The organism is Paenibacillus sp. GCM10027629 (genome assembly GCF_042676425.1).
Taxonomy (GTDB): Bacteria; Bacillota; Bacilli; order Paenibacillales; family Paenibacillaceae; genus Paenibacillus_K; species Paenibacillus_K terrigena.
Window position 1 is genome coordinate 96,504 of sequence record NZ_JBHTGZ010000012.1, and the last position, 15,982, is coordinate 112,485.

General features: G+C 43.2%; 9 protein-coding genes. 2 read left to right on the plus strand and 7 right to left on the minus strand.

Features of this window, described 5'->3' with window-relative positions; all coding sequences use genetic code 11:
* The 6 genes from ACFQZR_RS21135 to ACFQZR_RS21160 form a co-directional block, all read right to left on the minus strand.
* A complete protein-coding gene (locus tag ACFQZR_RS21135) occupies positions 1-2,241 on the minus strand; it encodes an FAD-dependent oxidoreductase (RefSeq protein ID WP_379349632.1) in 2,241 nt (746 codons plus the stop codon).
* An 84-nt stretch (positions 2,242-2,325) separates the two neighbouring features.
* Positions 2,326-3,951: a response regulator gene (locus tag ACFQZR_RS21140; RefSeq protein ID WP_379349634.1), complete on the minus strand. Its 1,626-nt coding sequence runs from the start codon at positions 3,949-3,951 to the stop codon at positions 2,326-2,328.
* On the minus strand, positions 3,948-5,687 hold the full coding sequence (locus ACFQZR_RS21145) for a sensor histidine kinase (RefSeq protein ID WP_379349636.1): 1,740 nt from the start codon (positions 5,685-5,687) through the stop codon (positions 3,948-3,950). The genes ACFQZR_RS21140 and ACFQZR_RS21145 overlap by 4 nt, the downstream gene beginning before the upstream one ends.
* Before the next feature lie 89 nt (positions 5,688-5,776).
* Complete coding sequence (locus ACFQZR_RS21150) at positions 5,777-7,363, minus strand: extracellular solute-binding protein (protein ID WP_379349639.1); 1,587 nt, start codon at positions 7,361-7,363, stop codon at positions 5,777-5,779.
* Between the two features lie 70 nt (positions 7,364-7,433).
* Positions 7,434-8,303, minus strand: coding sequence for a carbohydrate ABC transporter permease (locus ACFQZR_RS21155; protein ID WP_379349641.1), 870 nt, complete (start codon positions 8,301-8,303; stop codon positions 7,434-7,436).
* A 13-nt stretch (positions 8,304-8,316) separates the two neighbouring features.
* On the minus strand, positions 8,317-9,264 hold the full coding sequence (locus tag ACFQZR_RS21160; RefSeq protein ID WP_379349643.1) for an ABC transporter permease: 948 nt from the start codon (positions 9,262-9,264) through the stop codon (positions 8,317-8,319).
* Between the two features lie 271 nt (positions 9,265-9,535).
* Between ACFQZR_RS21160 and ACFQZR_RS21165 the strand changes: the two genes are divergently transcribed.
* Positions 9,536-10,642, plus strand: a complete 1,107-nt coding sequence (locus ACFQZR_RS21165; RefSeq protein ID WP_379349645.1) for a M42 family metallopeptidase — start codon at positions 9,536-9,538, stop codon at positions 10,640-10,642.
* A 518-nt stretch (positions 10,643-11,160) separates the two neighbouring features.
* Here the strand turns inward: ACFQZR_RS21165 and ACFQZR_RS21170 are convergent.
* Positions 11,161-14,868 carry a hypothetical protein gene (locus tag ACFQZR_RS21170; protein WP_379349647.1) on the minus strand — a complete coding sequence of 1,236 codons (3,708 nt, stop codon included), beginning with the start codon at positions 14,866-14,868 and terminating at the stop codon, positions 11,161-11,163.
* A gap of 785 nt (positions 14,869-15,653) precedes the next feature.
* Between ACFQZR_RS21170 and ACFQZR_RS21175 the strand changes: the two genes are divergently transcribed.
* A complete protein-coding gene (locus ACFQZR_RS21175) occupies positions 15,654-15,938 on the plus strand; it encodes a helix-turn-helix domain-containing protein (RefSeq protein ID WP_379349649.1) in 285 nt (94 codons plus the stop codon).
* The last annotated feature ends 44 nt before the right edge of the window (positions 15,939-15,982 follow it).

Here is a 15,982-nt window from a genome sequence, read left to right on the forward strand (position 1 = left end):
TCACCTGACCTCACTTATCGTTTTTGGAGCAAACCATTTTACAGCAAACACTTCATAATAAGGAGAACCATACGTTGCGCAGAAATCTATCCGGATTCTGGTTACACGTTCCGCATCCACCTTATGTTTATTCAACGTAAGATAGTTCCCACGGATGATGATTTCACTCTCGGTTCCGTCTTCTAAGGTCAAGGTCACATCATAATCTTGGATAAGTGGCTCGATAGGATCGTCGAAATGCTCCAAATCCAACTGTGAATTGAAAACAAGATGGATTTCGTCTACATGTTTGGGACTTGCAAAACAGAACTCCAACCATTCCTGTCCTTCCGTACGTTCAGAAATCCAGCCGTTCGGCAGACCATAAGGTCTAGAGAAACCGTTGACGACATTCTCGGGATTATACATATTCTGGGATGGTAACAGATCCTTGAAGCAAATGCTCTTATTGAATTTCTTCAGCCTGGACGGCTCTTCCGGCCTATAATGGAAGCTGACCGCTCCTGTCATTTTCTCTTCATTGCCGTATACGGCAAGGCTCGCCGTACCTTCCAATACGATGTAGATTTTGTCGTCAGCAGGCTTCTTGCAGCCCAAGTCTAGCGTAATCCAGTCGTCATGACCGGCTGCAATAACCAAGCGGTAATCTTTCAACGCACTGGTGGGAATATAGTTTTCCTTCCGTTCCCCGCCAAACAGCTTCACATGCAGCGTCTCCGAATGCTCGGACATATTTTTAATTTTGATCCGTACGCTTTCAGCCACGGATGTCTGAATCGGCAAGACCAAACATAACCCTTTCTCCAAGGAAATCTCTAAGGTTGGATGAAGATTGTCATAGCTGCGCTGAGACGAGGCACGAATAGTTAATCCGTCAGCGAAGTAAGGATCCAATTCCTCTTGAAGCCCTACAATCGTTTGACCGTCTCGAAGCAGCAGCGCCTGCAGCTCCCCCATATGAGCTTCGAGGATGGCCGCGGGGTCTACCTCATATTTCAAGCATAACGAAGCAGCCGTTCCAACCGCCTGCCCCATACAACCGCAGGTTGCCATGACCCTGGTAGATCCGAAAGCCACATGGGTAGCACTGATATTGCGACCAGCGAACATGAGATTAGGAATATTTCGTGAATATAAACTGCGGAAAGGGATATTGTACAATCCAGGCACGAAATTCCATGCTGTAGCCGGCCCCTCATCGTAGATGCCCTTATTCGCATGTAAATCCATATACCATCCTCCGACGGATACAGCATCTTCGAAATGCGGCTTTGCTGTAAGATCGTTCTGAGACAACATGTGATCCCCAATAAACCGCCTCGACTCCCGCTTTCCCGGAATCGGGCATACATAATCCAAAATGAGATTGTCTACATCATCAAATTCGCCGCTATTTTTGATATAATCCCAAATCCCGTACACCAATTTTCGCAGTTCCAATGCGATGTCTTCATTATTCTTGATAATATCCAGATGTCCGCCGTATTCCAGCCACCACAATCCGCCAAGCCCGTTGATTTTTCTTGGAAAAGCCCGATGGTTTAAGCCTTTTCTGATACTATCGAAAAAGGGCAACTTCGTAATATCATACGCAAAGCCAGGCCTTTTGTATGGAACGGAATAGTCTACGTCACGGGCTTGAAACAGGATCGTATCGCCCATGGTGTAATGGTCCGCCACTTCAGGAGCCAATTCTTCCTTGTATTCATGCTTCGCTTCTCTCCCCCATCGGAAGTGGGCACCTGCTTGATATCCGACAACGCCATCTCCTGAGCAATCGATGTAAGTCCGGCTTTCAAAACGAAATTTTCTTTCGGAAGCCAATTGAAGGCCCTCCACCCATTTAATTCTGCCGTTCTCCATGCCCGTTTCATGCACGCATGTATTCAGAAATAGAGAAATGTTAGGCTCATCATAGACCATATCCAACAAGACTGTATCCGAAAGCGAAAGCATAAGCTTCTTGTTGTATAACGGATTATAGTGAAAAATCTTCAGCTTGAGTTCTTCCACCAACCCGCCCTCACGTGCATAATAGGATGGACTGTTTCCGAGATATGCCGATCCGTTGATATGAACCCTGACCTCACTGCTCGCATTTCCCCCAAGAACCGGTCGATCATTAATAAGTGAAACCTGCAGCCCTTGGCGTGCGGCAGCAATGGCAGCGCATATCCCAGCAATACCTCCGCCTACGACGGTTACATCTGCTTTAATAAGCTCCATTTTGATAACCTCCATGATTAGATCCTTCTATCATGGTAATCCTTTTGATTCCTTTTTTTTTACATGATTTCGCGAAAAAATCATACATTTTTTGCAACCTTATTTGGATGCATACCGTGTCATTTTTATCCGATATTGCTTAGGCGTATCGCCCGTATATTCTTTAAATAATTTGCAAAAGTAACCTTCATTGACAATTCCCACTTCCTCACACAATTCCAATAAAGAGTAATCCTGAACATTTAACAGCTCGAGAGCCAATTGAATTTTTTTACGGTTAATGTAGCTGATCACGCCTTCGTTCATTGTTTTTTTGAATAAGCTGCTAAAGTACGAAGGTGCTAAATTCACTTCCTCGGCAATAGTCTCCAACGTTAATCGCTGTTTGAGGTTCTTCTCTATAAACTGCATAGCACGCATGATTTCTGCACGATGTACAAGTTGGCCAGCGTGTACATATTCGAATGTGAAGTCACCAATATAGGCAAGCTGCTCCCGAAAAGCCATAAATTCTATGGGAAACTCTGCTACTTCCATGGTCAACTTGTTCCCCGATTTAAACTTCACAGTAATGTCTCTGTACAAGTCTCGCAGCATGGGTGCCATGATAGACTTATGGATTTTATGGTCCGTAACAAATTGGTTCAAATCAGCAAATTCTTTCTCCAGCTCTTCTTTGGAAACCTTTCTTTTCACCCAAGCAAGAAAATCAGCTAGTTTCTGCTGAAAGTCCTCTTTTCTGTCATTATGGTACTGGAACCGATGTACGGGTGTTTTTACTACTTTCTCGGTATGATAATAGAAATCGTCACTCACATTTTTAGCTTCCGTGTATGCTTCTTTGATGGATTCCCAGCCTCGGTGCGGACCTCCAAAAGCGACGGATACCCTTTGATTCAAATATTGATGCAAATGAGAGATGATCTGGCCTCCCAATGACTGGCAAGCATATTCCGTTTCCATATCACTGCGATTATTTTCCCAGGAAAGAAAGCCTATAAAACGATTATCGGATAGCTCCGCAGCTACACCTCTGCCACCATTCATCACCGTTTCTTCGATGATATTCGTCATCGCATATTTCAAGATGTTTTGATCAGCTGCTGCGTATTCGTTTCGGAAACTTTCATACAGATTCATTTCAACAATGAAGCAGCAATAGTTGGCTTGAAAGAAATGGAACTGCATGCGATTGGCAAAATCCGATGCCCGATGAGAAGGAATTTCGCCTCTGATCAGCTCGTTAAAAAATTGCTTGCGGACTCTATATTTATTTTCAAGAACGGATACGTTTAACGATTGAAATTCCGCTTCTTTTTTCTTAACCTCATTTAAAATCCCGGCTGCCTTATCTAAAGCTCGATCCAAATCCGCTTCCCTGAGCGGAACCTTAACAATGTACTCCAATACGTTGGCTTGAATAGCTCTCTGGGCGTATTCAAAGGATGAATAGGCGGTCAAAAGAATGTATTGGATATGGGGAAGCTCTGGCTTTAACTGCTCAATCATGGAAATCCCATCCATTCGCGGCATAACGATATCAGATATCACGATATCCGGCTTAAGCTTTACGATCTCCTCGATCCCATCCAGCCCATTATTCGCTTTTCCCACTAAAAGAAATCGCCTATCCCTAAGGGAGAGCTCGTTAAAAAACAATTCCAATCTCTGAATGATTAGATCCTCATCGTCAACTATGAAGCAGGTGTAGTTTCTCACTATCATGCATCTCCTTTATACAAGCCTGCTGGGAATAAAGCGCGAACACGGGTTATTTCCTTAGGTATACTTATAATTTGGAGCCCGAACTGTTCTCCGTAGTGAAGTCTTATTCGGCCATGAATATTATTTAATCCGATTCTTTTCCTTTTCACTTCCACATTACTCGGTTCTGAATTTAAAATATGTTTTATTTTATCCGTTGGAATTCCCTCGCCTTGATCAACGACTTCGATGATGACGATGCCGCCCTCCCTGTACGCATGAATTGTAATAGGGCCTTCGATCCCCCCTCCGTTATAACCATGGAAGATACTATTCTCCACAAGGGGCTGCAGCAGCATTCGAAAAACCGGAAAATCTAGTAACCCTGCTTCGATATTCTCAATCAATTGGAAGTTTCGGTTATAGCGGATGTTCTGGATCTCGATATAGTCCGATACATTTCGCAATTCCTGATGTAGTGAAACCTTCTCCGAAGCGTCATCAATCCCGTATTCCAATAATGAAATAAGAGACCCGATCACCACATCTACTTTCTCTATTTGTCCGAGGCGTATAACATTGCTGATCGAACCAAGCGTGTTATACAGAAAATGAGGATTTATTTGAGACTGCAGCACTTGGATTTCCAGCTTCCGCTCAAGTTCATTATGAAGCTCCACTCGCCGAATCAGTTCCACAATTTGCTGCAGCATACGATCGAAGGCTCGAGAAAGATCACCAAACTCATCGTTTCGGTTAATTGTTATTGTAGTTGTCAGGAAGCCTTGCTCCACCCGCTTCATTTTTGTTTTGAGCGCATAGAGTGGGTTCCTTATGTATTTGGCAATAAAAAAAGAAATGAACAAACTTAAGAGAAGACCTGCAGCTAGAAGCTCGAAATAATAGGTTTCCAATCTGGACAAAGCAGCTTTCAAGCGTGATTCATCGTTGATCGAGATGATGGTCCAGTTGAATTTCTCCATCGGTTTTTTCAGAAGGGTGACCGGAATGCCATCCTTGGTATGCAGTTGAAAGCTTGTATCTGTCGTATCTAGAATTTGTTCCGCTGACGTTTCCCCGATTGAAAACGTATGATCTTGATTATTCAGTGGTCCTTTATTTTCAGAAAATCCGGCAATGATTTCACCCGATGCGGTGATTAGAGCCAGATTCATTTGTTCTTGTTTATTAATCTTGAACAAGGTTTCTTCCATGGCATTTAGATCCAAATCTACCGCAATGGCCATAGGAAACGGAGCGCCGTTCAGATATCGAACCATCGTAACTGTCCAGCCGGAATACTTAGATTTGTAAGGATCACTGACAAAGGTAGTCCTTTTGTTCTTGTCAGCCGCTTCAAACAAAGGTTCTCTTTCCGATAAAGGTTCATCGAATATTCGAGTAGGTGTACTTCCGCCTAGAATGGATAAATCGCTTTTGATCAAATAAATATTACTGACGTAATTACTGTTGAGTTCATAGAGCTCTCTTAATTGCTTTTTAATCACTTCTGGATTGTCAATGTTGGCTTTCACCGATGTTTCGACCGAGAACAGGATCGTCTGGAAGGAGGAGAAATTAACCGTAAAATACTGATCAACCTTGTCAAGTATTTGGTTGGTGTAAAAAATATCATTGGTTCTTATTTCCTTTTGGACATAGCGATACGACAATTGGCTGATCAAGACGATGCAGCTTAACACAAACGCAAACACGATAAAAAATAATTTTAAAGGCAAGCTGATTCTTCTTCGCATCCATCATCTTCCTTTTAATTCCGTATTAAACTAAGAATAGCATATAACAATAAAGAGAGGGGCTATAATAGCCACTCTCTTCGCTTATTTTACTTGATGATGCCGGCTTCTTTAAATTGCTTGATTGCTGTTTCCTTATATTTCTGCATGTCAAACTTGGTATCCAACGTTTGGAGGAAATTGTCCCAGTTGGAAAGAGGTTCTTTGCCCGTCATAAATTTGACTAAGCTTTCATTAATGAAACGTGTGCGGTCAGCTGCCAAGGTATCGCTGGGGTCTGCGGTCAATAAATTCCCGGGCAACGTTGGCCCCACATATTGCTGATTATTCGTGAAGGCTTCTGTTGTCTTAGGATTTTGGAAGCTGAAGTACTCCGCATCATCACCACGGCGAGGCATTCTATAATGATCGACCCATAGGTACTTTTCTTTCATTTCTTTCGATAATTCGGAGGTTTTATTTTTGATCTTGCCGTCTACCACATCCCAATGAATCCCTTTAATTCCGTATGCAAAATTCGGATAGGCTTCTTTGTCCGTAAAGAGATAATTCAGCATGGACAAGATCCGAATGATTTTGTCCTTATCCGCTTTCGCGGAAATGGCCCATGAATTGCCTTGGAACGATTTTCTCTCCACGATTTGATCGCCGTAAGGCCCTTTCATTGGAGGAATGACGATCCATTCCGGCACCTCTCCACTGATCTCTTTCATTTTCTGCTGATAATCCGGTTCCAGCCTACGGGCATCTCTTATCATGAAGCCAACTTTACCCTTAAATAACTTTTGGTCCAACAAATCAGGCGTATTCATCGTCACCCAGTCGGGGTCTACCACATTGGCTTCCATCATTTTATGAATGTAAGCAAGCGCCTCTTTCATTTTGGGATCGATAAATAGGAATATCGGTTGATTATCTTTCACTTCAATGGCCGAAGGAGGATTGACACCAAACATCCACATCAAGCTATCGAACCCGTAGGTTTGCAGATTACCTTCTTTATTCATACCGCCGATGAATCCGTACGTATCGTTCTTGCCATTACCGTCTGGGTCTTTCTCTGTAAAGGCTTTCATAACTTCAAACAGCTCATCAGGTGTCGTTGGCACTTCCATATTCAGCTTTTTCAGCCAATCATTGCGGATGAAGAAGCTTCGACTAATACCATTTACATTATCATAACCTGGAACTCCAATGGTTTTTCCTTGATAGGACATCGCCTCCCAGGAATCGGTGCTAAAACGTTTCTGCAATTCAGGAAATTGATCCAGATACGGTGTCAAATCCGCGAGTACGCCTTGGTCATAATATTGCGCGAGATCAGCCCGACTCTTCAAAAAGATCAGATCTGGAATATCCCCGCCTGCAATGAGCGTATTCAGTTTGGTTGTTGCTTGCCCAGCTTGAGGAATCATCATATCCAAGTCGATGTCCAATGCTTTTTCTAACATTTGGCGTTGAATATCTTCTTCACGTGGAGGTATCGGAGCGGCAGCATTGAAAGTACCTTGGTTAAACATCGTGATTTTCATTTTGTTCGCAGACTTACTTGCCTCGGATTGAGGACTGTTCGAAGCTGTCGGTTTAACTTCTTCTTGGTCCCCGCATCCTGACAATAGCGTTCCCAGCCCAACAATAGCAGTCAGAACAAGTAATGAAATCTTTTTACGTTGCATATTGACCTCTCCTTTAGCTTGTATATATATTATCACGGTGTCCCGTAACAACCTAGATAAGAATTGCCTTTTAACCTTTAATCGAGCCCAAGAGCACACCCTTCGTAAAATGCTTCTGCATGAAGGGATAAACGATCAAAATCGGAACCGTCGTCACGACGACAGCGGCCATTTGCACAGCGAACTTGCTAACCGCCCCGGAATTGGCCATCGAATCCGCGCTTTGTGTTGCGACGTTAAGCAGAATGTTGCGCAAGACAACTTGAAGCGGCATTAGGCTCGAATCATTTAAGTACACAATCGCATCAAAATAACTGTTCCAATGGCCTACTGCGTAAAATAAGGAAATGGTGGCAAGGACGGGCAAGGAAAGGGGTAAAATGATTCTCCATAGCGACTGAAGTTCACTTGCGCCGTCGACCCTCGACGATTCCTCGATTTCAGCAGGCAATTGCTCGAAAAAGCCTTTAATGATCACCAGATTAAATGCACTAATCAGATGCGGAATAATCAATACCCAAGGACTATTTAGAAGTCCCATCGAGCGGACTAACAAATAAGTCGGAATTAACCCCCCACTGAACATCATGGTAAACACTATGAATATTAGAAACGGACTGCGTCCCGGCAAATATTTTTTGGATAACGGGTACGCCGCGAGTACTGTAAAAAGCACATTTAACGCAGTACCTACAATCGTTCGAAACAACGTAATTTTATACGCCTGCCCTATCCCATGAGAAATGAATACTTCTTTATAGGCTGCAAAGGTAAAGGATTCTGGTAGAATAACAATCCCTCTTCTTAACACTTCTGATTCTGGTGTTACCGAAACAGCAACCACATATAGAAAGGGAAGTAAGCAGAGCAGTGATAGTAGAATAAGAATCGTATAAACGGCTGCTTGCCATACCTTTTCCCCGATCGTCAGCTTAATCATATCTCATACCACCTCACCAAATTTGCCCATCGAATTTTTTGGCAATCTTATTCGCAGCTAACACTAAAATAAATCCGATGACAGCTTTAAACAACCCCACAGCAGTAGCCAAGCCAATCTTAAGACGCTCCAACCCTTCACGGTATACCCATGTGTCGATAATATCGATCTTCTCCTGGTTAAAACTGTTGGCAAACATGAAGATTTGGTCAAAACCAGCGTCCAGGATGTGGCTCAATTTAAGAATCAGCATCAAAATAATGACGCCTCGAATGCCAGGTAATGTGACATGCCATAGCTGTCTCCATTTGGAAGCGCCATCCATTCTAGCCGCTTCATATAAGCTTGGATCAATCCCTGCTAATGCGGCAAGGTACAGTATCGCACCCCATCCAATGTCCTTCCATATTTCAGATGAGATGACCAGCAGTCTTCCCCAAGCAGGTTCCGTTAAGAAGGAGATGGGTTGAACACCATTTTCCTTCAAAATCATATTAAAAAGGCCATCACCTGGGGCTAATAATGCCACCATCAGTCCATAAACGATGACCCATGACAGAAAATGGGGCAAATACGTGATCGTTTGTACGATTTTCTTGAACCATTGGGTATAAACTTCATTGAGAAGCAAAGCGAGTACGATGGGTGCGGAGAAACCGAACAATAGCTTATACAGCGATATGATGATCGTATTTCTCATGATGTCCCAGAAATAAACGCCGTTAATAAAATCCGTAAAATTTTTCAACCCCACCCATGGGCTATCCCACAAGCCCAACGCCAGGTTATAGTTTTTAAAAGCAATGATGATTCCCGCCATAGGAATGTATTTGAATATGGCAAAGTAAAGTAATGCCGGGAACAAAAGAATATACATCACTTTATACTTTTGTATCGTTCTTATCCATGAATTCCGCTTTTGGGAGCGGGGAATGGCGTCCGCTGCCAATTTCGCTTGCATATCCTCACCTCGTCTCTATTTATAGTTGTATAATAGCACCCCCGTATTGGATAAATTTCTGTGATTTCAAGAATTTCTTATAAGATATTAAGTAAGTACAGCCTTCGATAATTCCAATACATTAGGCATGAAAAATCGGACAGCGTGAGCACAACCGTTTCTAGATGCCGAGGCAAGACAGCAAATTGGGCCTGTGTGCAGCGAATAAGATGATCGTTTTCCAGTTAATGACATGATCTGTATCGTCATATATAATAGATTGATAGTCAAAATGAATGGAGGAGGAATATCCTTGGACTCTACCTTGCAAATGTTAAAAGCCCTAACCGACGCCAACGGCGTACCAGGTCACGAAGACGAAGTGCGCGACGTTATGCGGGAGCACATTGCCCCATACGCTGACGAAGTGACGGTTGATCATCTCGGCAGCTTGATCGCCAAAAAAACAGGCACAGCCCCGGACGGGCCTAAAATTATGATAGCCGGACATTTAGATGAAATCGGTTTCATGGTGACGCGGATCGACGACAAAGGCTTCCTATACTTTCAAGCGCTCGGCGGCTGGTGGGAGCAAGTGATGCAAGCGCAGCGGGTGACCATCATGACGCACAAGGGGAACATTCCCGGCGTGATCGGCTCGAAACCGCCGCATATTTTATCGCCGGAAGCCCGCAAAAATCCAGTTGACAAAAAAGAGATGTTCATCGATATCGGCGCGGAAAGCAAAGAGCAAGCTACGGAGTTCGGCGTTCGCCCGGGCGACTCCATCGTACCGGTTTGCGAATTTACTGTGATGAAAAATGAAAAACTGCTGATGGCCAAAGCATGGGATAACCGCATCGGCTGTGCCATCGCGATCGATGTGCTGAAGCAATTGGAAAACGTCGAGCATCCGAATACCGTTTATGGTGTCGGCACTGTTCAAGAGGAAGTCGGCTTACGCGGAGCGAAAACGGCCACAAATATCATTCAACCTGATATCGGTTTCTCGGTTGACGTAGCGACCGCCGGCGATACGCCAGGTGTGAGCGAGAAGGATGCCTTGGGCAAACTGGGCAAAGGACCGCAAATTCTCATTTTTGACGGATCGATGATCTCGCATCGCCGTCTACGAAACTTCGTTACCGACACAGCGGATGAGCTCGGCATTCCTTATCAATTCGACTATACCGCAGGAGGCGGCACCGATGCGGGCGCCATTCACGTGACAGCCGGCGGCGTACCGTCGCTTGCGATTTGTATTCCAACGCGATATATTCACTCGCATGCGGCGATTCTCCACCGCGAGGATTTCGAAAATGCCGTGAAGCTAATCAGCGAAGTAATCAAACGATTGGATAAAAACAAAGTGAAGGAACTTACATTCGGCCAAGGGTAAGGAGCGACTACGCGCCGTCTTCCCTATTTGGTGCCACGTGTGATCGAAGAATTGAACTATCGTACTCCTTCGTAATATGAGGTCAGCCAGTTTTCTGGTTGACCACTTTTATTTTTGTGGTGTATTTGTCAGTAGGCGGGTCAGATCGATCCCTTGGGTGTCTATAACCCGTCGATCTAGGAGAGGGAGAGTATTTTCATGAATCCAGAGATCGGTCTGGAATTCAGTTTCTAGAGGAAAAGGGGCTTCCCTCGATGAAAGAAAAATGAAGAAAGCAACTCCAGTTGAAGGTCCTGTCGAGGTACATCATTGCTTAAGCTGGGTCAGATACACGCAGCACATATATTACTGGGTCAGCACATTCGATCGCCAGTATTGTCCAAACTCTTCATTACAAATTTTCCGCTTGTAAGGAATAAATTAGGCTGCTCATAACAACACCTCCTTACTCAAAGGAATTGCCATTTAAAAGCCCACATTCTAATGAATGCGGGCTTTTAAATGGCTTATCTGCATCTTTACTGGCTGCTGAATTTCAACTCGTAATTTTGCGAAGGGAAATTAAAGGTGTAAGACTTTTCCTCTTCATTGCCATGAGTAATTTGATTTTTCTGTTCGTAATCTGCAACTATTTTAGCTGCTACAACTTTATTTATACCTAACTCTCCCCCTGTCTTTTGCATTAGTTCATCAACAGCCGCATTCGTGGATTTCGCTTTAAATGTTACTGGAAGTGGTGCTTGAGTTAAGGTGAGATTGATAACTCTGTGGTTTCTACCGACGGGGTAGGAACCGTCTTTGTTATGAATATTTATTGCTGGTAAAGAGAACGTTTCATCCAATATAACGATTGGAACTGTAGCAACTCGAACGACCTTCGCATCCAATATTGGCTCGGCGTCCGGGAACGTTACTTTTTTACTGAAATACCCGTTATTATTTATTCCAACTTTTTCTCCCTTTATTACATCATCTGCTTGAACAACATCATGGACAGTGAGAAATAATTCGCCTGGAATGACCTGTCCGTCGAAACCTTGTGTCTTGAAAACAATTGTTTTCTCCTTTATAGGGTTGCCTGCAAGAGTTTGTGCGGCAGTATCAAGTGCTGGGCCACGTTTCGAAGGTGGTAAGGTTTGTACCGCTGCTTGTGCTCTTGATTTTGCGTTCTCCACTTGTGCTTGTTCTACCTCTGTTTCAGCTTTTGTGGCTTGCGCCTGGGCGATTCTCTGATCTGCAACAGGATCAGTTGTGGAAGAACGAGAAGGTGTCGTTACAGGTGCGGTTGCTGATAAGTTTTCACCATATTTATTTTGTATTTCTTTTGCTTTAGCAGCTGCTTCTTGTATTTCAATTGAATTGGTTGATAACTGCTTGAGCAGATCAGCTACCTCGGTTCTTCCAGACATGTCACGGAATATGTTTGGTGTTGCTAATGCAGTTAACGCAGAAGCGAGTCCGGTAGGATCTGGTGCAGATGGAGGACTGACGATGTTTATCATACTGGCAGGGAAGCTTGTAGGCGAAAGATTCATAGACTGTGGTTGAGGTGTAACGGTCTGCGTAGGTGCGATTTCCGGAGCAAGATGTGGAATAGGGGATTGCTGCCAATCCCAGAAACGGGTATTATCGATTTCTTCTGATGCATTACAGTGGCCAAGTTTCGCCTCACCAAAAACGCCACGTGTCGGAAGGGTCACCAATCGCTCATCTGGCTTAGGATCTGGAGCGGTACCTTTATTCATTGCTTCTTCAATGGATTCGATCCATTCATGATCTGTTAATGGATATGCGATGAAGTTACCCAAATAACCTATTGGACGATTCTCTATCTTTTCAAATAATGTCGCTGAAGAGTCATTGGATATCTTGATGTTATCAAGCATTACAGCACGTTCATCAGGAGTACTAGCAATTGATAAGATACGATTATAGTAGTCCTGCTTATCAACCAAGTGGTCGAGAAGTTCGGCTCTTTTTACGTAATCTTCGACATCCGGTTGCACCGGAGGGGTAACTGGGGGACGCAAAATAGGTAAATACAGAGTGGTTGTAGCACTAGGTCTAAAAATTTTGTCACCAGACCAATCTACAAGCATTTCTTTTACGCCGTCATTCGTGTATCCGAAAATTAAAACTTTTTGGATCGATAAGTCCGAATTTGGTGTAGAGAGTTGCAGGCCAAAAGCAAAGATATCATCCCATTTTACCGTGTCCTGGCCCGGAACGACAAAAAAGGTATTATCATATTCACTATAATGAAATTGACCATATTGACCTAACCGTGTATTAGACGGGTCATCTTTATCAAAAGCATGCGTTGTGTTTTTCAATTCAGTCAACCCGGATTTCGCATCCTTATATATAACTCCGTATAATGTCGCATTAGGATCGAAATTCCCACCGGTTTGCATATGAATATCAAATAATACAAACTCCGTCTTTCCTCGATCGGGATCTTTAATATTTAAGAATTTTTTTACGCTTTCGATTTTATTCTGATGAACAATTCTTTGAAGTGCGTTAAAGCCTTCTTTATATTGTGGATCAAGAAGAGCTGGTTCTAATACGGGACGAAGTCTCAGTAAACTTTCAGCATGTTTTGCATTTAGTCGTAAATCTGGCCCATCTGAACCAACGACCTCTTGGTTTAGGCAGCTCTTCCATTTGTCATCCATCTTTACTAAAGCAACTGGACGGCGTCGAACAAGTTCAATTGCAACCCTGTAATGCCGCAACACTTCATAATAAAGGATTGTAAGGGTATGACTATGATTGTAGTTGACAAAAGTTCGTGTTTCTACTTTTTCAGTTTCTGTTTGCGTAGATTGCACGACGATGGTACTGTGGAGTTCCCTTGTGGAAGCGCTCTTTTGAGATACGATGTCTCCGACTTTTTGAGCAGTATCCGCAGCGATATCTCGATTTCCGCTAGAAGTTGAATAAGCACCACCAACAGCACCGGAAGCACCGAATCCTCCCGTCCCGTAAGAAGCAGCTACCCCACCCATTATGCTACCGCCTCGCTGCCATTCTTCTAAGGACGCTTCAACAGTTTCTGATATGGCACGGTCTCTTCGTTGCTCGTGGACTAGAGACTCATCAACCGTCGTTGTTTCGCTCCGCTGAGCGGAATCCTGACGTACCCAATCAATAATAGCTAGATTAATGGATTCACCTGGTGCGAGCGGTAAACTATAAAGGATTTGACCGAGAGAATGCCCAAGCGGATGCCAGGCAAGGCGATATTCATAAACTACGCCGAACTTAACCTTTGATGCATAATCAGTATTTATCTTGGGCTTAATATCGGTGAACCCAACAAGCTGAGAGAAGTAAAACTCTTGCATAGCAAGATTACTAGGAAATAGGTTTTCGCAACCGTTCTCACCTAACAAAGTCTTAGGATTTGCTGCAAAAGAAGATGGCGAAAGTCGCCAGTCAGGTAGTCCCGGATTTTGCATCGACAATATCCCCATGTTTTTGAGCACTGAGGGCAATGCGTGATTTCCTATAACTAGCCTCACTACAATTGTTTCCGTGGTAAAGCGTCCTTGCTCGAGCGCATCGAACCTGTTCTCAGGTTGATCTAAGGGATACAGCCAAATTCCTATCTTTCGCTTGGCCATCGGATCAGTTTTTCGGAGTTCAATCGCCTCAATGACAAGTTCATAAATATAGGCTGGTAAATTTAATAGATCGAACGATAAGTATCCCATATAATCTGTAGATAATACGCCTAGCGAATGTGCCCATGTAATTCCATGTTCACTATTTTCAATAATCGCATACCCCAAAGCGTTTGCTGCCTCAATAATAGATTCTTGAACGAGTTGTTCCAATTTATCAGTGGTAATTTCACTTAGTGGAGTGCCCGATTTTTCCCGAACACTCTCCAAGCCCTTTGTAACAAGACTCCTTGCCTTCTCTTGCACTTGCGCGAAAAGATTCCGCATGTCTAGGGAGAATAGCTTCGATAATGCAGTAAGCAATACTTCTTCAACTCTATCACGACAGTTTGTGTCACCTGCACAAATTGCATCTGAATGTTGTAAAGCGACTCGGATAGGCTCAAGCAAACGATTATCAATTAAAACTGGTGGATCGTATGGGACTCCAACCTCAGCGTAGACTAACTGATTGGGAAGTGGATTACCGTTCTTGTTATCCTGTGCGAATAAGCTTAAACGAGATGGGCGAATAGTTTCTCCGTTTTTGTATGTCAATGTATTTCCTCCTAATTAGTAGAATCGTGGGCAACACTATTAAACACAAGTGTTAAAAAATGATCCCCGGTAGAAATCGCTCAGCAAATACAACCCGCCGTCTTGCTTTCGACCGGTGTCTGGACATGTGCTGGAATTGGACCGACGAAGATCCTTGCTAAAATGGTAACCGATAATTTTGCTAAAAAGCATCCCGACGGTATCTTCACGCACTCATACGATAATATCGAAACCGCTCTTTGGCCCCTCCCCATCAGTAACATGTTTATGGTGGCAGCGCATTTTTATGCGTATGGGCTATATACAATTGGCAATCCTGCCAGGTTAGAATTGCCGGAATTGATGACCACATGCGATTGCGCATGGGGCGTCAAAGTAACATTAAAGCAACTTATTACTGGCAGACAACGCGCGGTATCGATCCTAGTCCAGTAGGTCGACCACTCTTTCAACATAAAGGTCTTCAACAGTTTTGACTACGAAGAAAAGTAGTGTTTTCTCTGATTAATGGCGATTATTCGTTCTTCAAAAACTGTACGGTAGATAAAGAATTTTTTTTCAACTTACATCGAAATTGCAGTACCATCAATAACTAGTTATGGATGGTATTTCTATTATTTTTAACAGTTTTCCAGAATTTGCACTCGATGCTCTAAAGAATCAAGTTAGTTGCACTACATCGTCATGCTTACAAAAGCAGATCATTGTATGTATGTCAAAAGGAGCTGCCGGTGAACTGCACCCCAATTGTTAGACACAGTCTAACAATTGGAGGTGTAGTTTTTTTGGCTAAATACTCAACTGAAGAGAAATTAGAAGCTGTCCTGGCTTATCTAGAAGGTAAAGCGTCGTATAAAACAATTGCTGAAGAACGTAATATGAGCACTGCGCCACTAAAAAGATGGGTATTACGTTATCAAAAACATGGAGAGGAAGGAATTACCTTTTGGTATACAAATCACGAGATTCAATTTAAAATAGATGTACTCAATTATATGAACGAATTTGGGGCATCCATCAATGAGACCGCCGCTCGATTTCACCTACTTAACGAATCAATGAAAAATTGATAATGATATTTTATGTTTATACATGATATTTCTTTGGTTTTATA